This is a genomic window from Microbacterium sediminis (genome assembly GCF_004564075.1).
GTDB classification, from domain to species: Bacteria; Actinomycetota; Actinomycetes; order Actinomycetales; family Microbacteriaceae; genus Microbacterium; species Microbacterium sediminis.
The window spans coordinates 61,119-80,709 of sequence record NZ_CP038256.1 but is presented as its reverse complement, the minus strand read 5'-3'; the positions used below and the strand labels follow the sequence as shown (position 1 = coordinate 80,709).

Here is a 19,591-nt window from a genome sequence, read left to right as displayed (position 1 = left end):
ATGCGCGTCGGCATCCCCACCGAGATCAAGAACAACGAGAATCGCGTCGCCATCACGCCCGCGGGGGTCGACGCTCTCGTCCACCGCGGCCACGAGGTGCTCGTGCAGGCCGGCGCCGGCCTGGGGTCCCGCATCGCCGACGAGGACTACGCCGCGGCCGGGGCGCGCATCGTGCCCGCCGCCGACGATGTGTGGGGCGAGACCGAGCTGCTCGTGAAGGTCAAGGAGCCGATCGCCGCCGAGTACGGCCACCTCCGCCCCGACCTCACGCTGTTCACCTACCTGCACCTGGCCGCGGCTCGCCCGCTCACCGACGCGCTCGTCGCCTCGGGCGCCACCGCGGTCGCCTACGAGACCGTGCAGCTGCCCGACCGATCGCTGCCCCTGCTCACGCCGATGAGCGAGGTCGCGGGCCGGCTCTCCATCGCCGTCGGCTCCTACCACCTCATGCGCGCCCAGGGCGGGCGCGGCACCCTGCTGGGCGGGGTCGCCGGCACGCCGCGCGGCAAGGTCGTCGTGATCGGCGGCGGCGTGGCCGGCGAGCACGCGGCGGCCAACGCGCTCGGGCTCGGCGCGCAGGTCACCGTGCTCGATGTGAGCCTGCCCCGGCTGCGCGAGCTCGAGGCCCGCTACGGCAACGGCCTGCAGACCGCCTACTCCACGCGCTACGCGATCGCCGGGGCCCTCGCCGACGCCGATCTCGTGATCGGCTCGGTGCTCATCCCCGGCGCGGCGGCCCCCAAGCTCGTCACCGACGAGATGGTGCGCGGCATGAAGGCCGGCGCCGTGCTCGTGGACATCGCGATCGATCAGGGCGGCTGCTTCGAGGGCTCGCACGCGACCACCCACGACGCCCCGACCTTCGCCGTGCACGACACCCTGTACTACTGCGTTGCGAACATGCCGGGCGCGGTGCCCGAGACGTCCACGCGCGCGCTCACCAACGCCACGCTGCCGTACATCACGGCGATCGCCGATCGCGGCTGGGACGCGGCCGCCGCCGCCGACCCCGCGCTCGCGAAGGGCCTGAACGTGCGCGCCGGCCAGATCACCAACGCCGGCGTCGCGAGCGCCTTCGGCTACGCGCTGGCCAGCTGACCGCCCGATCGGCTCGCGCGCGGACCCCACTCGCGAGGAGATCCCGGATCGCGAGGACCGACGTCCTCGCCGTCATCCTCGCGAGTCGGGATGACCTCTCGATCGGCTCCCCGCCCCGCGTCCGCTCACCCGGTGAGGCGGCGCGCGTGGCAGCCCGTGGTGTCGCGGTCGAGCAGGATGACCTCGCCGTTGAGGATGCGGGGGCACACCTGTCCCGTGAGCGCGTCGACCGACACCCGCAGCAGCGTGCCGTGCGCCACGACCACGGCATCGCGCCCGGCGTCGAGCAGCTCCGAGAGCGCGGCGGCTCCCCGCAGGGCCACGTGCGCGAGCGACTCGGCGCCGGGATAGTCCTGATCGGGCCAGCGTTCGGCCGCCTCGGCCACCGCCATGCCCTCGGCCCGGCCGTAGTCGCGCTCGACGAGGTCCTCGTCGATCAGCCACTCGGCCTCGCCGAGGTGTGAGCGGATGATGCGCGCGGTCTCGGCCGCGCGTTCCAGCGGCGAGGTGACGATCCGCTCCCACACGGCCGACGCGAGCAGCCGCCCGGCGGCATCGGCCTGGGCGCGGCCGTGGTCGTCGAGCGGGATGTCGGCGCGGCCCTGCATGCGGCGCTGCCGGTTCCACTCCGTCCGGCCGTGCCGCACCAGCGCCAGCGTCACGCGGCGACCGCCGCGTCCGCCCGCGGGAAGACGCAGGCGCCCGCGACGTGGATCCGCACGCGATCGCCGTCACGGAAGCGCGGGCCGATCGTCCGCGCCCGCAGGGTCAGCCCGCTCCAGTCGACGACGAGATCGCTGCCGTCGGGCGTGAAGAGCGACGAGCACACGATGCCGTCCCCCGCCTCGTCGGCGCGGATCTCGACCGCCGCGGGCAGCAGCGCGGCCTCGGCGTCGCCGTCGGGCTGCGCCGCCGCGACCTGCAGCGGGTGGCGCGTGGCGCGGAAGACCCCGCCCTCCACCCGGCCGCCGACGATCGCGGCATCCGAGAGGAACCGCGCCACGAACGGGGTGCGGGGCCGGGTCAGCAGCTCCTCGGGCCGCGCCACCTGCTGGATGCGCCCGGCGTCGAGCACGGCGACGCGGTCGGCCAGCGCGAGCGCCTCGGCCCGGTCGTGCGTGACGTGGATGACCGTGAGCCCCAGCTCGCGCGTGAGGGCGTGCAGCTCGAGACGCAGGCGGTCGCGCAGCGGCTCGTCGAGGGCCGACAGCGCCTCGTCGAGCAGCAGCACGCGCGGGCGCGAGACGAGGGCGCGGGCCAGGGCCACGCGCTGCCGCTGCCCGCCCGACAGGGTCGCGGGGTCCCGGCGCGCGTACCCGTCGAGCCCGACGAGCTCGAGCGCCTCGGCCACGCGCCGGCGCCGCTCCGCCCGCTCCACGCGCGCCCGGCGCAGGGGGTACTCCACGTTGCCGCCGACGTTCCAGTGCGGCCACACGGCGTGCTGCTGGAAGACCATCCCCAGCTCGCGCTGCTCGGGCGGCAGGATGCGCCGGCCCTCGGCGACGACGCGATCGCCGATCAGCACGCGGCCGGCGCTGGGCGCGAGAAAGCCGGCGATGCTGCGCAGCAGCGTCGTCTTGCCCGAGCCGGAGGGGCCGACGAGCGCCAGGAACTCGCCGTCCTCGACGCGCAGGTCGACGTCGCGCAGACCGTACGCGCCGCCGCGGAACTGGACCGAGGTGGATTCGAGGGTGACCGATGCCACGGGGACTCGCTTTCAGGGGGTACGGCGGGTGGCCAGGCCGATGAACGCGATGCCGAACACCGCGACGATCAGGGACCACGCCGAGGCGGTGTTGAAGGCGCCCGCCTGCTGGAAGTTGAAGATCGCCACGCCCAGCGTCTGCGAGCCGGGCGAGAGCAGGAGCACCGAGAGCGTGAGCTCGCGGACCGCCGTCACGGCCACGATCACCGCGCCCGACACGGCGGCCGGCAGCGCCATCCGGCACGAGATGTCGATGAGCGCCCGCAGCCGACCCGCGCCGGCGATGCGCGCGGCCTCCTCCGCGACGGCGGGCGTGGCCGACAGCGGCGCCGCCACCGCCTGCACGACGAGCGCCGTGAACGACGTGACGTACGCCACGAGGATCAGCCACGGGGTGTTGAACAGCCCGAGCGACGGCGCCAGCACGAGCCACGCCACCGCGATGACGATGCCGGGGATCGCCGTGGGCGCCGTCGCCACCGCGCCCAGGCCGCGCGCCGCCCGGCTGCGCGTGCGCGCCAGGACGACGCCGATGCCCAGGCCGAGCACGCCGCAGATGAGGGCGGCGAGGCCCGCGAGCAGAACCGAGTTGGCCGCGCCCGTGAGCGCCGTCTGCGAGGTGAGCGCCCTGGTGAGGTTGTCGAGCGTGAGGTTCTCCCACACGAGCGGCACGCCGGGGGCCTTGAGCAGGGTCTGCACGAGCAGCGCCGCCAGCGGCAGCATCGTGATCCCGAGCACGACGATCCACATCACGACCGCCGCCGGCACGCGGGCCGGGCCGAGCGGCACCCGCTCGATCACCGCGGCCGAGGCGTCCAGCTCCCAGCCGCGGCGTCCCAGCAGCGCGTCGGCGACGAGGGCGAGCACCGCGATCACGAGGAGCACCACGCCGATCGTCGCCACGACCGCGAGCGGATCGTCGACCGTGCCCGACTGCAGGTAGCGGTACACGAGGGTGGCCACGGTGACGTAGCGCTCCGGCAGCCCGATGATCGACGGGATCCCGAAGTCGGCGAGGTTGCCCACCGCGACGAGGATGAACGACGACAGCAGCGCCGGGCGCAGCAGCGGCAGCGTGATGGCGCCGACCGCCCGCAGCGGTCCGGCGCCGCCGATCCGCGCGGCCTGCTCGAGGTCGGACGGGATGCGCCGCAGCGCCGCCGAGACGATGAGCATCGCGATCGGGTAGCTGTGCACCGTGAGCAGCATGATCACGCCATCGCCGCCGTAGAGCGACCACAGCGGGGTGCCGAAGCGCTCGCGCCACCAGAGGTTGATCGGGCTGGTCGGGCCGAGGATCCCGAGCCACGCGATGGCGCCGACGAACGGCGGCATGAGCATCGGGCTGAGCGCGAGCAAGCGCAGCGCCGTGCGACCGGGCAGATCGGTGCGGTCCAGCAGCAGCGAGAATACCGTGCCGACGGCGACCGACAGCAGCGCCGAGACGGTCGCGGAGACGAAGCTGTTGCCGGCGGCCTCGAGCACGTCGCCCTGCAGCAGCACGGCCAGCTGACGGCCGTCGCCCGCGAGGCGCAGGATCGCGGCGATCGGCAGGAGCACGAACGCGCCGCACGCCGCCCACAGCGCGATCGTCAGGGCGTCGACGCCGTCGAAGCGGCGCACGGCGAGGCCGCGGGCCCGGTGCGTGACCGAGCCCGCGGCGACGCGGGGAGCAGCGCTCAACTCAGAGGAAGAGGCTGCGGAACAGCTCGACGGCGGCGTCCTGCGTGCTGCCGATCTGCTCGAGGTCCTGCGGCAGGATCGCGATGTCGTCCATCGACGGGGCGCCCTCGGGGGTGCCCACGTCGTTGCGGACGGGCAGGTACGACTGCTCGACGGCCAGCTTCTGGCCCTCCTCGCTCACGAGGAAGTCGACGAAGAGCTTCGACGCCTCGGGCTCGTCGGTGTCGGCGAAGATGCCGACGGGCTGGGAGACGTAGGGCACGCCCTCGCTCGGGTAGGCCACCGCGACCGGCGATCCCTGCTCGGCGAGCTCGCGGATCAGGTAGTCCACGACGATGCCGACCGGCTGCGCGCCCGTGGCGACCGCCTGCGACACGGGGCCGTTGCTGTCGGCGATCACCGGGTTGTTGGCGGCGAGGTCCTCGAGCCACTGCTCGCCCAGCTCGGGGGTGTTCAGCCACACCGAGGCGTTGAACGCGGCCGCGCCCGACACGTCGGGGTTGGGCATGACGATCTGGTCGGCGTAGGTCGGGTCGGTGAGCGACTGCCACGACTCGGGCGCCTCGCTGATGATGCTCGTGTTGTAGGCGATGATCGTCGGGATGATGCGGGTGCCCACGTAGAAGCCCTCGGGGTCGACCACGTCGGGGTTGATTGCGTCGATGTGGGCCGGCGTGTACTCCAGGAGCAGGTCGTCGGCGGCGTAGCCCTCGAACGTGGGCGCGTCGGCGGCGAGGAAGACGTCGGCCTGGATGTCGCCCGCCTCCTGCTCGGCGGCCACGCGCGTGGTGAGGTCACCGGTGCCGGCGCGGAACACCTCGACGGTGATCTCCGGGTGGACCTCGTTGAAGGCGGCGACGAGCTCGGCCGCCTTCTCGTCGGGCTCCGAGGTGTACAGCGTGATGGTGGCCGGCTCGGCCGCCGCGTCCGAGGCCGCGGCCTCGGGGGTGTCGGCGGGGGCGGGCGCCGACGTGCAGCCGGCGAGGGTCAGGGCCGCGAGGCCGAGGGCGACGAAGGGGGTCGCCGTGCGCAGGTGGGACATGGGTGTCATTCCTCTATCGGGTCGGGTGTTCATCGGGTGATCGGAGAGGTGAAGAGCGGATCGGGGTGCTCGAGGCCGATGCTGGTGGCCGACACTCCCCCGGGCATGAGGTGCACGAGCGAGAACATCGCGCGATCGTGCCCGCTGACGTGATCGGGACCGGCGTCCATCACCTGGTGGTACGACAGCGCGGGCCCGACGGAGATGGGGATGTCGCGCAGCGTCGCCGACATGGGGTGATGGAAGTGCCCGGCGAGCACCGTGCGCACGTCGGTGCCGGCGATGGCGTCGAGGAAGGCCTCGGCGTCACGCAGGCCCGCGCGGGCCAGGACCGGCATGGGCGAGCCCAGCGGCGGGTGGTGCAGCGCGACCACGGTGCCGACGCCGTGCGGCTCGCGCAGCACCGCGCGGATCCACGCGATCTGCTCGGCGCCGAGCTCGCCGCGCGAGGAGTCCAGCAGCAGGAAGCGCAGATCCTCCACGAGGGCCACGCGATGATGGCCGTGCTCGTGGCCGCGCAGCACGTGCGCGCGGGCCGGCTCGTCGTGGTTGCCCAGCACGCTGAGCACGGGCGTGCCCGCCGTGAGCTCGAGGTCGTCGAACGCCGCGCGCACCCGCTCGTAGGCGTCGCCGTGGCCGCGCTCGATGAGGTCGCCCGTGACGACGATCGCCTCGGGGGTGATGCCGGTGCGGGTCACGTAGTCCGCCACCGAGCGCAGGCGTGCCACGCCGTCGACGCGATCGTAGAGACGGCCGTCGCGCGTGATGTGCACGTCGCTGAGGTGGAGCACCGTGAGGCGCCCGGTCGCCCTGCTCATCGGCGCATCGCCCCCACGGTCGAGGCCTTGGCCCGCAGCGCCTCGAGCTGCTCCTCGCCCAGCCCGTGGGCGCGCAGGTACGCGGCGGCGCCGCCGAGCTCATCGATCACGGCGAGGGCGTGGCGGATCGCCTCGGGCGGGCTGTCGAGGTGCAGCCGCAGCGTCTCGGCGCGGTCGGCCTCGGCGCCCTCGGCGGCGTGCGCGAGCGCGATCTCCTCGCGCACCGGCCGCACGTGCGCGCCCGACAGCGCGTAGTCGGCCACGACCTCGTCCTCGCCGCGGCCCACCGCGCGCTGGGCGAGGGCGACGACCAGGCCGGTGCGATCCTTGCCCGCCGTGCAGTGCACGAGGGCGGCCCCCTCGGCGTCGGCGATGGCGGCGACCGCGCTCGCGAGCGCCTCGCCCCGGTCGCGCAGCAGCGCCTCGTAGATGTGCTCGAGCCGCCCCTCGATCGGCGGCGCCTCGCCGTACAGCGGCACCGCGACCACCGGGAAGCCGTGCCGGGCGGGCCGGCGCTCCGACGGCTCGCGCAGATCGACGATCGCCGTCACGCCGAGGGCGCGCAGCTGCTCGGCACCGCGCGGGGTGACGGCATCTGGGGCGCCCGAGCGGACGATCCAGGGGCGCGCGTCGGCGTCGGCGCGGACGTTGAAGAGGCCGTCGACGTCGAGCTCGATCATCGCGCCACCTCCGTTACGTGCGTTTCACCGGGTACGTAACGAGATTTCAGCGAGGCGCGGCGACGGCACGGTGGAGGACCGGTTGATCGCCGGTGGCGGCGAGGTGAACGTTCGGTTCGGCTGTCGCGACGGTCGGGCGGATCAGTCGTCGGCGAGCGCGTCGGCCACGACATGCCGCATGTCGGCGACCTCCGCCGGCCGCGCCGAGCGCGAGAGGGCCGAGTGCAGCGCGTGCAGCACGACGGTGTGCCCGAGCCGCGCGAGGAACGGATCGACGTCGTGCGCCTCGCCCGCGGGGCCCGTGGCGATGAGCAGGTCCGCCACGCGGCCCAGCGGCGAGCGCGCGAAGCTCGTGATCGCCACGACGGGCACGCGACGATCGGTGGCTGCGGTGCACGCGCGCAGCGTCTGCACGTTGGCGCCCGAGTAGCTCAGCGCCACGCAGAGGTCGCCCTCCCCCATGCCGTGTACGACGAACTGCTGCGCCTGGGCGTCGATCGGCGCCTCGACCGGCCGCCCGAGGGTGCTCAGCCGCATCGCGAAGTCCTGCAGCGGCGGGCCGGAGAAGCCGTTGCCGACGAGCACGACGCGCCGCGCACCGCGGATCGCGTCGGCCGCCCGCTCGATGAGCCCGGGGTCCACTCGCTCCTGCGCGAGCCGCAGCGCCGCCGCGGCGTCGTGGAACGTGCTCGCGACGATGTCGTCGCCCTCCCGCGGGGCCAGCGGCGCCGAGCGGGCGAGCTCGAGACGCAGATGCTGGAACCCGCGGAAGCCCAGGCTCTGGCACGCGCGGATGACGGTGGCGGTGGAGGTCTCGGCGGCCTGCGCCAGGTCGGCCGTCGACCACGAGACCACCTCGTGCGGCCGGGCGATCACCACGGCCGCCACGCGTCCCTCGCTGGGGCCGAGCGCCGCGGCGGCGGCGCGCACGCGCGCCACGACGCTCAGCTCCGGTGCCCCCAGCATCGCCATCCGCCCCTCCGATCGGGCTCACACTCTAGAGCACGCGGGCAAACGGCGATCCCGGCCCCGGGTTCAGGCGGGGATGTAGGCGAACGTGTCGGGGTCGGGGCCCGTGCGGTGATCCTTGTTCAGCGCCGCGATGGCCTGGATGTCGTCGTCGGTCAGCTCGAAGTCGAACAGGCGGAAGTTCTCCTCGACGCGCGAGCGGGTGACCGACTTCGGGAACACGATGTCGCCGCGCTGGATGTGCCAGCGCAGCGTCACCTGGGCGGTGGTGCGGCCGACGCGCTCGGCGATGGCCGAGATCGTCGGGTCGCCGAGCACCTGACCCTGCGCGATCGGCGACCACGCCTCGGTCGCGATGCCCTGTGCCGCGTTGTAGGCCCGCACCGTCTCGTTGGTGAGGTACGGGTGCACCTCGATCTGGTTCACGGCCGGCTTCACGCCCGTCTCGGCGATGATGCGCTCCAGGTGCGGCACCTGGAAGTTCGAGACGCCGATCGCGCGGGTCAGGCCCGCGTCGCGGATCTCGATCATCGCCTGCCACGTCTCGAGGTAGTCGACGTCGATGGTCGGCAGCGGCCAGTGGATGAGGAACAGGTCCATCGGGCCACCCAGGCGCTCCACGCTGGCCTCGGCGGCGCGCAGCGCGTCGTCGCGACGGTGGAAGCCGTTGTTGAGCTTGCTCGTGACGAACACCTCGTCGCGGCTCAGGCCGGAGTCCTTCAGCGCGTCGCCGACACCCTGCTCGTTGCCGTACATCTGCGCGGTGTCGATGTGGCGGTAGCCGACCTCGAGCGCCATCGAGACCGCGTCGCGGGTCTCCTCCGGCGGCACCTGGTACACGCCGAAGCCCAGCTGCGGGATCGTCACGCCGTCGGCGATGCGGATCTGCGGAACGGTCGTCATGCACTTCTCCTTCGTCTGCGTCGGCCACGGGATCCCGCGGCCACGAGTCCTCAGCGTCGTACACCGGCGGGGTATTTCGCCGCTTCCATAGAAGATCGCTATCGCGGCGCGGCCCTCGCGCGATCCGACCTAGCGTGGTGACATGACGACTTTCGCGATCATCGGAGCCGGACGCAACCTCGGTGAGGCGCTCGCCCGCCGCTTCGGCAAGGAGGGCTACAGCCTCGCCCTCATCGCCCGCAACCAGGAGCGGGTCGACGAGCTGGCCGCCGACCTCGTGGCCGATGGGTTCACGGCCAAGGGCTACGCCGCGAACGTGCGCAACGTCGACAGCCTCGTCGCCGCGCTCGATCAGGCCAGCCAGGACCTCGGGCTCATCGAGGTGATGTCGTACAACCCGCTGCCGCAGAAGGAGTTCCTGCGCCCGCTGCTCGAGTCGACCGTCGGCGACATCCGCGCCGCCGTGGAGTTCTCGATCTACGGCCCCGTCGCCGCCGTGCACCAGGTGCTGCAGGGCATGCGGGTGCTGAAGACCGGCTCGCTGCTGTTCGTCAACGGCGGCAGCGCCGTGCAGCCGGTGCAGCACTTCGCGGGCACGTCGATCGCCTTCGCCGGCGAGACGGCGTACATCGAGGCGCTGAACCAGGCGCTGAAGGACGAGCCGATCTACGTCGGCCAGATCATCATCCCCGGCGCGATCATCCCGGGCGACGAGCGCAAGGATCCCACGGTCATCGCCGACACGCTGTGGCGGATGCACACCGAGCGCACGCAACTGCGGGTGTTCGCGACCGAGCTGGAGACCCAGCCGTACTGATCCCGCCCGGCTAACGTTCCGGTATGGATGTTCGCCAGCTGGAGTTCTTCATGGCCGTCGTCGAGGAGGCCAGCTTCACGCGCGCGGCCGAGCGCTCGTTCGTCTCGCAGCCCGGCCTGTCGGCGTCGATCCGCTCGCTCGAGCGCGAGCTCGGAACCGCCCTGTTCACGCGCGGCCGCCACGGCGCGGCGCTGACGGCGGCCGGGGCGACCTTCCGGCCCCGGGCCGAGCGCATCCTCGAGCAGGTCCGCGAGGCGCAGCGGGCGGTCCTCGGCGCGCAGCCGGAGCACGCCGAGCTGCGCATCGGCGCGGAGCAGTGCCTGGGCGGCTCGGTCGACATCGTGGATCTGCTCACGGCGTTCGCGGGCGCGCACCCCGCCGCCGACCTGGAGTTCGTGCAGGACGTCACCTCTCGGCTCGTGCCGCTGCTCGACGAGGGGCGCCTCGACGTCGCCCTCATCGCGGCCCCCGCGGGCTCCGTTCCCCGGGCGCACAGCCTGCTGCTGCGCCGGGAGCCGTTCGTGGTGCTCTCGCACGCCGACGTGCCCTACGCCTCGCTGGCGGACATCGAGGGCGTGCGCACCGTGGACTTCGGCGAGGCGTGGGAGGCGCGCCGCGTGCTCGATGCGGCGTTCGCCGCGGCGGGGGTGACGCGGCGCACCATGGTCGAGGCGGGCGACGTGCACATGCTCGTCGACCTCGTCACGCGGGGCTTCGGCGTCGCCGTGGTGCCCGAGTCGATCGCGGCAAAGCAGGCCGCGCAGCACCTCGTGCGCACGCCCCTCGCGGACGCGCCGGAGTGGGACGTGCACCTCGCCACCCGCGCCGACCCGTCGCCGTCCGCGCGCGCCTTCGCCCGCATGTTCGTGCCGCAGGCCGAGATCGCGGGCCTGCGCGGCGAGCTCTCGCTCCGGCCGTAGGGTTCGCGGGGCGCGCGCCGGGTCGCCGCGCCGGTTCGCCGTGCCGGTCTTGGCGCGCCGGTTTTGGCGCGCCGGTTCGCGAGGAGTTCCCGGTTCCCGAGGGCGAACCCGGCCCGATCCTCCTCGGCAGCCGGGATGCCCTCGTCGGGCGCGCTCAGGTGCCGTCGCGCTCGTCGGCGAGGGGCGATTCCGCGACCTCATAATGCGCGGGGACCGGGCCGGTGCGACGCTCCATCATGTACTCCGGTTTACGCAGCGGTGCCCAGCCGTGCCTCGCGTAAAGACCGTGCGCATCGACGGTGGTGAGAATGGTGCGCTTGATGCCGCGCCCGTCCAGATCCGCCACGATTCCCTCGACCAGCAGCTTCCCGAGCCCGCCGCCGCGCTCGGACGGCTCGACGATCACGTCGCACAGCCATCCCAGCCCCGCGTGATCACTCAGCACCCGCGCGAACGCCACCTGCTGACCATCCCTCCGGCGGTACAGGCCGTAGCAGATGGAGTGCTGGTTCGCCCGCAGCTGCATCTCCGCCGTGCGCCCCTCTACCCAGTACGCGTGCGTCTGCAGGGTCTCGTGCACCCAGAGCTGGTCGATGCGCGACTGATCGACCGAGAACTCGACATCTGCGGGAGTGAGCGGCATGACTCCATGGGAGCACAAGCGACGAGCCATTCTTTACATTGCCCGTCATCGCGAGCACATATGTAACGTACATTTCACACGCGGCGAACGTCTCCGGCGATTGCGCCGCGTAGGAATGGAAAGACACCCGCCCGAGCATCGAGGAGCCGACGTGGCAGAGCGTTCCTTCACCGTCGACCTCGCCGACCACGGCGAACTGACCATTCCCTACGTCGAGATCACCGGCGCCGTCCCCGGCCCGATCGTCACCGTGATCGCAGGCATCCATGGCACCGAGTACTCGTCGATCGCCACGGCGCGCCGGCTCATCGCCGAGGCCGACCCGGCGCAGGTGCGCGGCACGATCCGGGTGGCTCCAGTGATCAATCTGCCCGCCTTCTATGCGCGCACTCCCTTCGTCGTGCCCCACGACGGCAAGAATCTCAACCGCAGCTTTCCCGGAGATCCCGCCGGCACCGCCGCCGAGCGCATCGCCGCGGCCGTCGTGACGCATCTGCTCAGCGGGTCCGACTTCTTCTTCGACCTGCACTGCGGCGACCTTCCCGAGGCGCTCGAGCCGTTCGCGATGTACGACGACTCCCCCGTGGCCGACATCGCCCGGGAGATGGCGCTCGCCTACGGCTTCCGGCATGTCGTGCGTCAGGCCCGGTCGGGCCGCACCGTGGGCGGCAGCACCTCGGCGCAGGCTGCCGACATGGGCATCCCTGGCATCACTGCCGAGTCCGGCGAGTGCGGCATCCTCGACCCGCAGGCGGTAGATCTGCACTTCCGCGGGCTGGTCAATGCGCTGCGGCACATCGGCTCGGTCACCGGCGATGTGGAGCAGTTCGATGCCCCGGTCGAACACGACTCGTGGCTCTGGCTCACCACGCCGGCACCGGGCTGGTGGGAAGCAGCGGTGGACACGGGCGAAACCGTCGCCGAGGGCGATCTGCTCGGCCGCGTCTCGCCCCTCATCGGCGGCGAGGCCCACGAGATCCGCGCGCCGAAGGCCGGCGTTCCCCTCTTCGTCACGAGCAGCCCCGCCGTGAAGGCAGACGGCCTGCTGCTCGGATTGGCTCTGGTGTAGACGATGCGACTCTGGGAGATGAACTGGCAGATGGTCGAGGACTATCTGCACCACGACGACCGCGTTGTGATCCCGATCGGATCCACCGAACAGCATGGATTCCTTTCCCTGGGCACCGATGCGATGCTCGCCGAGCGGGTCGCCGTGGAGGCTGCGGAACCGCTCGGCATCCCCGTGCTGCCCGTCCTGCCCTTCGGGATCACGCCCTACCACACGGCCTTTCCGGGCACGATCACGCTCAAGCTCGACACCATGCTCGCGGCGGTGCGCGACATCCTGGACAGTCTCGAGGATCAGGGCTTCCGCCGGCTCCTGGTGGTCAACGGCCACGGCGGCAACACGCCCGTTCATGAGGCTGCCCGCGAGTGGGTGTCGAGACCGCGCCCCGAGCGCGTGCAGGTCCAGTTCACGAGCTGGTACGCGGGACCACGCGTGCAGGCGGTTGCGCACTCCTACGAGGCCAACCCGTCGCACGGAGGCTGGTTCGAGAACTTCCCCTGGAACCGCCTGGCCGGCGTCGAGATGCCGGCCGAGGGAAAGCCCGTCGTCGACAAGAACTCCATCCTGCAGATGGGGCCGGCGGACCTTCGCACCGCAACTGTCGACGGCAGCTTCGGGGGAAGCTACGCACGAGACGACGCCGAGATGCTGCACATCTGGCAGACCGGCGTCGAAGAGACGCGGGACATGATGACGAGGGGATGGGCATTCTGATGATCGGCAGAGGACTCGAAGGAAAGGTTGCGCTCGTCACGGGCACCGCACAGGGGATCGGCGCCGACATCGCCGAGGTGCTCAGGGAGGAAGGCGCCACGGTGTACGGCATCGATCGGGATCAGGTGGACGCCAGCGACTCGCGCGCCGTCGCCTCGTACCTCGAGCAGATCGGGGGCCGAGTGGACGTGCTGGTGAACTGCGCCGGTGGTGTGACCGGTCAGGTGCACAAGCCGATCGAGGACGTCACCGACGAGGAGTGGGCGCGCGTGCTGCAGGCCAATCTGCAGACGACATTCGTCATGACCCGCGCCGTCACACCGGCAATGAAGGCGGCGGGCTGGGGCCGGATCGTGAACATCTCCTCCGGCGCGGGGCGCTCGGTGAGTCTCACCGGCATCCAGGCGTATACGTCCGCGAAGGCCGCACAGATCGGCTTCACGCGCCAGATGGCGCACGAGTTAGGACAGTTCGGCATCACGGTCAATTGCGTGGCACCCGGTTTCGTCCGCTCGAACCCGACCACCGAGAAGCAGTGGGCATCGTATGGCGAGGAAGGTCAGCGCGCGCTCGTGCAGAAGATCGCCCTGCGCCGTACGGGAACCTCCCGGGACATCGCCAATGGCGTGCGGTTCTTCACCTCGGAGCTCGCCGACTGGGTCAGCGGACAGGTGCTGTCGATCGACGGCGGGTCATCGATGTTCTGATCGCGCCATGACGCGGAAGGGCGGGGCCGGAAGAATCCGGCCCCGCCCTTCCGCTTCCTCAAGCCAGCAGCGCTTCGATGCGTGCCGCCACAGCCAGCAGCTCGGCATCGGCACCGAGAGGCGCGGCCAGCTGGATGGCGATCGGCAATCCCGCGGCCGTGACGCCGCACGGGATCGTGATGGACGGCTGCCCCGTGACGTTGTACGGCGCCGTGAAGATGCCCTCGATCTCGCCCTCAGGGGTGTCCATCGGCGGCGTGAGGGCCGGTGCCGCGTACGGAACGACCGGCCCGACGAGCGCGTCGACACCCTCTGCGAGCGAGAGCGCCTCCGCCACGATGGCGGTGCGAGCAGCAGCCGCACCCTCGCCGACCTCTCGGGGCTGGGCCACGGCGGCGGTGAGCAGCCGACGCGTGGCCTCGCCATAGTGCTCGGGATCGGCAGCCAGTCGCTCCGCGTGCACGGTTGCCGCTTCGGCGTGGATGATCGGCCCGAAGACCTCGTCCGTTGCGGAAAGCGGTGTCGAGTCCCGCTCCTCGAGCACAACGCCCGCAGCGGCGAGACAATCGAGGGCCTTCTGCGTGAGTCGCGCGATCTCGGGGTCGAGCCGCGGGTCGTCCAGCTGACCGCGCAGCACTCCCAGTCGCAGTTGCTCGCGGGCGGCCACGGGTCGCAGATCCGAGATCGCCGCCATCACCCGCTCGGCTTCGTGCACGTCAGCAGCAAGCACTCCGACGTGGTCGAGGCTCGGTGCCAACGGCGTCACGCCCTCGACGCTCAGGAGTCCCCAGCTGGGCTTGAAGCCCACGACACCCACATACGCGGCGGGGATGCGGATGGACCCACCGGTATCGGTGCCGAGCGCGACGGAGCACACGCCGGCAGCCACCAGCGCCGCCGATCCGCCCGACGATCCCCCGGCAGTCGTGGCGGGGTCCAGAGGGTTGCGCGCCTCGGGCAGATCGGGGTGCGGGGCCCCCGCGGCGTACTCAAGCAGGCTGGCGAGGGCGAACACATCCGCGCCCGCCTGGCGCAGCGCGGCGATCACCGGAGCGTCCGTCACCGCCGGCTCCCCCCGCATGTCGATGGGGTTGCCGTTTCCGCGGGGAGAACCGGCGACATCGATGATGTCCTTTACGGCGACAGCGGTGCCGACCAGCGGCCCCTTCAGCCCGCGTTTCGGCGCCGACAGCGGGGCGACGACCGCGTTCAGCGGTCGGCCGAGACGCTCGAGTCGCTCGTATGCCGCGAGCAGATCGAGGTTCGCGACCTCATTGACCCGTTCTCCGCGCTCGATCGCCCGGATCAGATCGGCGACATACTTCGTGAGAGGGCCCGCCAACGGGTCGATCTGCACCGCGACCTCCGTCGGGCGCTTGCGCACCGCGAGGTCCCGGTAGATGCCGCTGTGGGACTTGGCGCTCCCGCGATTGAACGCGGCCAGACGATCGAGGGAGCCCTCGAGATCATCCGGATCGAAACCGTCGAAGCCCATCGGCGTGACCGGCGATTGCGCGAGGACCTCGCGCGCGATGGCGAGCATGAGCGGCCGGTACTCCGCCAGGTCGAGCGTGTCGGCGATGGAGAGGTCCGAGACGGCACCGGCGAAGAGCATCGATCCATACGCCTCCTTGCCCCAGAGGTAGCCGACGATGTTGTCGGTGATCTCCACGTACGGAAGCTCCGCCGCGAGGGCGATGACCCGCTCGGAGATCGTGCCGTCGAGCTCGCCGATGCGAAACGTGCCGACGTTGCCCTGCATCACCTCACCCGGTGCCATGTAGTCCGCGCCGATGTTGATGAAGCAGACCACGAGTCGGTCCGCGCCGACCGCCGGGATGAGGATGTCGGCGGTGAGGCCGTTCTGGATCGACAGCACGAAGGCGTCGCCTGCAAGACGGCCCCGGAGCTGATCCGCGACCCCGTAGGTGTGATGCGACTTCACCGCCACGATCACCACGCCGTCGATGACCTCGGGAAGCTGCTCAGGCAGGATCGCCGGAGCCCGTACCGTGAACTCCTCGACGGGCCCCGTGATCCGCAGGCCGCTCTCGTTGATCGCCGCCACGTGGGCGGCGTCGACGTCGACGAAGGTGACATCGTTGCCCTTGCGCGCGAGGTGAGCGCCGATCATCCCGCCGATCGCGCCCGATCCGATGACAGTGAACTTCATGACGATCCCCTCGGTCAGAACGCCAGCATGGTCTTGATCGAACGGCGCTCATCCATGGCGCGGTACGCCTCCGCAACCTCGCCGAACGGCAGCGTCAGATCGAACACCCGGCCGGGGTCGTAGCCACCCGCGAGCACGCGCTGGAGGAGATCGGGCAGATAGTGCCGTGCAGGGGCCAGTCCCGCCCGCACGGTGAGGTTCCCCCGCAGGACAGGGAACAGGGGAAGCTCGGGGCGAACGTGCGGCACGCCCACCGACCCCACGGTGCCACCGGGGCGCAGCATGGCGATCGCCATGTCCCACGCATCCGGATTGCCCACGGCCTCGACCACGTGCTTCGGCTTGCGCCCCAGCAGCGCCGCCACGGCCTCGACACCCTCATCCCCGCGCGCGGGCACGATGTCGGTCGCGCCGAACTCGCGCCCCAGTGCGGCGCGGTCGTCGTGGGTGCTCACGAGCACGACACGCTCGGCGCCCAGCACCGCGCTCGCGCCCAGCACCGCGTTCAGCCCGACGGCGCCGTCGCCGATCACGACCACCTCGTCGCCACGCTCCACACCCGAGAGGACCGCACCGTGCAGGCCGGTCGCCGCGACGTCGGTGAGCGCCAGCAGCGATGCAAGCGTCGCCTCGTCGCACGCGGCCATCCCTCCGGGCACCACCACGCAGGTGCCGTCGGCGAACGGGACGCGCACCGCCTCGCCCTGGCCGCCGTCGGCACCCGCCGCGCCGAAGGTACCCGTGTTCGGGCACGAGGTCTGGATTCCATCGCGGCAGGTCTCGCAGGTGTTGTCGCACCACTGGAACGGGGCGACGACAAGGTCACCCACCTTCACCTCGCGCACCTCGGCGCCGACCTCTTCGACAACGCCGATGAACTCGTGGCCGAGGCGCGACCCGGATGGCTTGTTCGGCAGCACGCCGCGATAACCCCACAGATCCGATCCACACACGCAGGCGCGAACCACCCGCACCACCGCGTCGGTCGGTCGGGAGAGTGTGGCGTCGGGAACGTCGTGGATCTCGACGGCACCGGGGCCTTGGTAGATGGCGGCCTTCATGGACTTCCCTTCGAAGAGGCGGGCTCGAATCGGTGTGCCGCGGCGTCAGGCAGCGGTGCGGGTCTCCTGCCACCGTCGGGTGGCGGCGTCGGCGACGGACAGCGGCACCGCGCCGTTGCCGATGATCGCCCCATGGAACGACGGCAGATCGAAGGCGTCTCCCAGCGCCTCCTCGGCGCGCCGGCGCATGCGCTGGATCTCCGTCTTGCCCACCATGTAGGCACAGGCCTGTCCGGGCCACGAGACATAGCGGTCGACCTCGTGCTCGACGTGATCGAGGGTGGTCGCCGTGTTCTCGAACATGAAGTCGACGGCCTGCTGGCGGCTCCAGCCGTAATAGTGGATCCCGGTGTCCACGACGAGACGACAGGCGCGCAGCGCCATGAACGACAGCATCCCGAACCGCGCGACGTCGCTGCTGTAGAGCCCCAGCTCGTCGGCGAACTCCTCGGAGTACAGGCCCCAGCCCTCATTGAACCCGCACACCTCCACATCCAGGTGGCGACGGTAGCGCGGGATGTCCAGCTGCTGTGATGTCGCCAGCTGCAGATGGTGGCCCGGCACCGATTCGTGGAAGGTGAGCGACTCATACTCCCAGCGGTGCCTGCTCGTGGGGTCGGCCGTCGCCAGGCACTGGGCGCCGTTGCGGCTGCCGTCGTCGGCCGGAGGACGGTAGTACGCCATCGCGCTGTTCGCCGATTCCTCGGCGGTCAGCTCGACGGTGTCACACGGGCCGACGCTCCAGTCCGCAGGGAAGTAGCGCGGCAGTGCCTCTTCCGCGCGCTTCAGCGCAGCGGTGGCGACCTCGACGATCTCGTCCGTGGTCTGGAAGCGCAAGTCGGGATCGGTACGCAGCCGCTCGACGATGTGCTTCCGGTCGGTCACCCCGAATGCCGCCTGTCCCACGTCGGCCCAGCGCGCCTCGAGCTGCGCAAGCACGTCGAGACCGAGCTGGTGGATCTGCTCGGGCGTGAGATCGGTGGTCGTGTGGTTCCGCAGGGCACGCGCGTACATCTCGTCGCCCCCCGGCACCTCCCGGATGCCCACGTGGTCGTCGTTGCGCGCCACCGGCAGGAGGTCGTTCTCGAAGGCCTCGATCAGGGCCGCGATGCCCGGACGAACGCTGTCCTCGAGGAATCGCTCGGCGCGCTGCCGCACGGACGGATCGGTCGCAGCGGCGGCGGGCCGCAGCAGCACGGCGTGCGACGGATCGCCGAGCTCGGTGCGCAACTGGCCGAGCGCCTTGGTCACGGCCAGCCGCGTCGGCGTGAAGCCCGCCGCCAGCTCGTGACGATAGCGCGCCGCGAGACCGCGGAAGTAGTCACCCAGTCCGCCCAGTCGCTGCAGGTAGCGCTCCGCGGACAGGTCGTCGTCGACACTGACCGCCGCGATCGCCTGGAAGAGCGTTCCCTGGCGCGACGCATAGCCGGCCGAGGAGGCCGCACGTGCCCAGATGCTGTCGCGCGCGTCGTCCTCCGCGTTGCGGAGCAGAGCCTCGAGCACCTCGGCGTCCACGAGCTGCGCTTCGGTGAACCCCGCGGTGTCGAGCTCAGCCAGCTCCGCGCGTATCGCAGCGAACGCATCCGCGGCCGTTGCCGAGGCCTCGGCAGACGGATCGCCGACGAGGCCGTCGTACTCGCTGAGCCCCAACAGGGTCGCGTTGAAGGGGTCATAGCGGTGACGGGTCTCGAAGTAAGCGTCACCCAGTTCGGTCAGACGCTGCGCGCCGCTGGTCATACAGTCTCCTCATTGTCGGATCGGGGGATCTGCACCGACTGCTCCCACAGGCGCATGCGCTCGAGCGCGGCGCCGCCGAGGCGTCCGAAGACGCCGTCGACGAGACATTCCACGAGTGACATGAGCGCCACGAAGGTGTCGAACGGGGCGTGATCGACGTGCACGGGCAGCACGATGTCGGCGCGCTCTGCGGCGGGCGACATCTCGACGTCGGTGATCACGACGGTGCGCGCACCGCGACCCCGCGCGAGGTCGACGGCTCGTCGGGCGGTCTCCTCATGTCGGCGCATGTCGATGATGATGGCGAGCGAGTGGCGGTCGAGATCGAAGTAGCGGCCGGCCCCTCGCCCGGTTGGCTCGCCGGTCACGTGAACGCCGCCTCGAAGCTGATCGAGCTGCAGACGCATGATCTCGGCGACGTGCAGGGAGAAGTAGCCGCCCGTGATGACCACCCGGTTCGCACGCACGATCGCCTCGATCGCCGCATCGAACTCGGACGGCGGAACCGTCTCGGCGACCGAGCGCGCGGCCTCGGCCCGCAGGGCGACCGCGCGGTCGAACGGCGTGGAGCCGTCGTCCGCGATCGTCCGCTCGGCGCGGCTCACCGGGCTTCCCGCCCGCTGCGAGACCTCGCGCCGCAACAGGCCCTGCAGCTCTGCCCAGGACTCCAGCCCGAGCCGCGCGACCAGCCGCAGCACGGTCGGCGTGCTCGTCCCCGCATCCCGAGCCAGGCGCGAGGCACTGCCGAGCCCCGCTCCCGGATAATCGGCAAGGATGGCGCGCGCGACGCGCTTCTCGGCCGGACTCAGCTGCTCGATGCTCGAGAACACGCGCTCCCGGATCGTCTCCATC

The 19,591-nt window shown here is 71.6% G+C and carries 19 protein-coding genes; 6 read left to right on the top strand and 13 right to left on the bottom strand.

Annotated elements, in window-relative coordinates; genetic code table 11:
• Positions 1–1,098: an alanine dehydrogenase gene (gene ald / locus E3O41_RS00395; protein WP_067028249.1), complete on the top strand. Its 1,098-nt coding sequence runs from the start codon at positions 1–3 to the stop codon at positions 1,096–1,098.
• Between the two features lie 125 nt (positions 1,099–1,223).
• Here the strand turns inward: ald and E3O41_RS00390 are convergent, their stop codons facing one another.
• From E3O41_RS00390 to E3O41_RS00355, 8 genes are all read right to left on the bottom strand, one after another.
• On the bottom strand, positions 1,224–1,760 hold the full coding sequence (locus E3O41_RS00390) for a histidine phosphatase family protein (protein WP_158231536.1): 537 nt from the start codon (positions 1,758–1,760) through the stop codon (positions 1,224–1,226).
• The gene (locus tag E3O41_RS00385) at positions 1,757–2,803 is read right to left on the bottom strand and encodes an ABC transporter ATP-binding protein (protein ID WP_067028247.1); all 1,047 of its coding nucleotides are present in this window, start codon (positions 2,801–2,803) and stop codon (positions 1,757–1,759) included. Before E3O41_RS00385 ends, E3O41_RS00390 begins: the two co-directional genes overlap by 4 nt.
• A gap of 12 nt (positions 2,804–2,815) precedes the next feature.
• On the bottom strand, positions 2,816–4,486 hold the full coding sequence (locus tag E3O41_RS00380) for an ABC transporter permease (protein ID WP_240482491.1): 1,671 nt from the start codon (positions 4,484–4,486) through the stop codon (positions 2,816–2,818).
• 1 nt (position 4,487) lies between these two features.
• Complete coding sequence (locus tag E3O41_RS00375) at positions 4,488–5,528, bottom strand: ABC transporter substrate-binding protein (RefSeq protein ID WP_067028244.1); 1,041 nt, start codon at positions 5,526–5,528, stop codon at positions 4,488–4,490.
• A gap of 29 nt (positions 5,529–5,557) precedes the next feature.
• The gene (locus E3O41_RS00370; RefSeq protein WP_135011747.1) at positions 5,558–6,346 is read right to left on the bottom strand and encodes a metallophosphoesterase family protein; all 789 of its coding nucleotides are present in this window, start codon (positions 6,344–6,346) and stop codon (positions 5,558–5,560) included.
• Positions 6,343–7,026, bottom strand: a complete 684-nt coding sequence (locus tag E3O41_RS00365) for a tyrosine-protein phosphatase (protein WP_067028241.1) — start codon at positions 7,024–7,026, stop codon at positions 6,343–6,345. Before E3O41_RS00365 ends, E3O41_RS00370 begins: the two co-directional genes overlap by 4 nt.
• Before the next feature lie 141 nt (positions 7,027–7,167).
• A complete protein-coding gene (locus E3O41_RS00360) occupies positions 7,168–7,998 on the bottom strand; it encodes a MurR/RpiR family transcriptional regulator (RefSeq protein WP_244927252.1) in 831 nt (276 codons plus the stop codon).
• A 63-nt stretch (positions 7,999–8,061) separates the two neighbouring features.
• Positions 8,062–8,898, bottom strand: a complete 837-nt coding sequence (locus E3O41_RS00355; RefSeq protein ID WP_067028239.1) for an aldo/keto reductase — start codon at positions 8,896–8,898, stop codon at positions 8,062–8,064.
• Between the two features lie 142 nt (positions 8,899–9,040).
• On the opposite strand from E3O41_RS00355, the gene E3O41_RS00350 reads away from it, so the two are divergent.
• Entirely contained in the window at positions 9,041–9,715 is a 675-nt protein-coding gene (locus tag E3O41_RS00350) for an SDR family NAD(P)-dependent oxidoreductase (protein WP_067028237.1), read from the top strand.
• Between the two features lie 23 nt (positions 9,716–9,738).
• Positions 9,739–10,635, top strand: a complete 897-nt coding sequence (locus E3O41_RS00345) for a LysR family transcriptional regulator (RefSeq protein ID WP_067028236.1) — start codon at positions 9,739–9,741, stop codon at positions 10,633–10,635.
• A 154-nt stretch (positions 10,636–10,789) separates the two neighbouring features.
• Here the strand turns inward: E3O41_RS00345 and E3O41_RS00340 are convergent, their stop codons facing one another.
• Complete coding sequence (locus tag E3O41_RS00340; RefSeq protein ID WP_067028234.1) at positions 10,790–11,278, bottom strand: GNAT family N-acetyltransferase; 489 nt, start codon at positions 11,276–11,278, stop codon at positions 10,790–10,792.
• 115 nt (positions 11,279–11,393) lie between these two features.
• Between E3O41_RS00340 and E3O41_RS00335 the strand changes: the two genes are divergently transcribed.
• The 3 genes from E3O41_RS00335 to E3O41_RS00325 are packed head-to-tail and all read left to right on the top strand — an operon-like array spanning position 11,394 to position 13,768.
• Positions 11,394–12,347 (top strand): M14 family metallopeptidase, encoded by a 954-nt coding sequence (locus tag E3O41_RS00335; RefSeq protein WP_162303955.1) that lies wholly within the window; start codon positions 11,394–11,396, stop codon positions 12,345–12,347.
• Between the two features lie 3 nt (positions 12,348–12,350).
• Complete coding sequence (locus E3O41_RS00330; RefSeq protein ID WP_067028230.1) at positions 12,351–13,061, top strand: creatininase family protein; 711 nt, start codon at positions 12,351–12,353, stop codon at positions 13,059–13,061.
• Positions 13,049–13,768 carry an SDR family NAD(P)-dependent oxidoreductase gene (locus E3O41_RS00325; RefSeq protein ID WP_205631773.1) on the top strand — a complete coding sequence of 240 codons (720 nt, stop codon included), beginning with the start codon at positions 13,049–13,051 and terminating at the stop codon, positions 13,766–13,768. Before E3O41_RS00330 ends, E3O41_RS00325 begins: the two co-directional genes overlap by 13 nt.
• Before the next feature lie 58 nt (positions 13,769–13,826).
• Here the strand turns inward: E3O41_RS00325 and E3O41_RS14045 are convergent, their stop codons facing one another.
• Genes E3O41_RS14045 through E3O41_RS00305 form a run of 4 tightly spaced genes read right to left on the bottom strand, consistent with a single transcriptional unit; the run spans position 13,827 to position 19,590 of the window.
• Positions 13,827–15,941, bottom strand: a complete 2,115-nt coding sequence (locus tag E3O41_RS14045; protein ID WP_162303954.1) for an amidase family protein — start codon at positions 15,939–15,941, stop codon at positions 13,827–13,829.
• 14 nt (positions 15,942–15,955) lie between these two features.
• The gene (locus tag E3O41_RS00315) at positions 15,956–17,002 is read right to left on the bottom strand and encodes a zinc-binding dehydrogenase (protein ID WP_067028223.1); all 1,047 of its coding nucleotides are present in this window, start codon (positions 17,000–17,002) and stop codon (positions 15,956–15,958) included.
• Between the two features lie 45 nt (positions 17,003–17,047).
• Entirely contained in the window at positions 17,048–18,739 is a 1,692-nt protein-coding gene (locus E3O41_RS00310) for a DUF885 domain-containing protein (protein ID WP_067028221.1), read from the bottom strand.
• Complete coding sequence (locus E3O41_RS00305; protein ID WP_067028219.1) at positions 18,736–19,590, bottom strand: MurR/RpiR family transcriptional regulator; 855 nt, start codon at positions 19,588–19,590, stop codon at positions 18,736–18,738. Before E3O41_RS00305 ends, E3O41_RS00310 begins: the two co-directional genes overlap by 4 nt.
• Position 19,591: the final 1 nt, after the last annotated feature.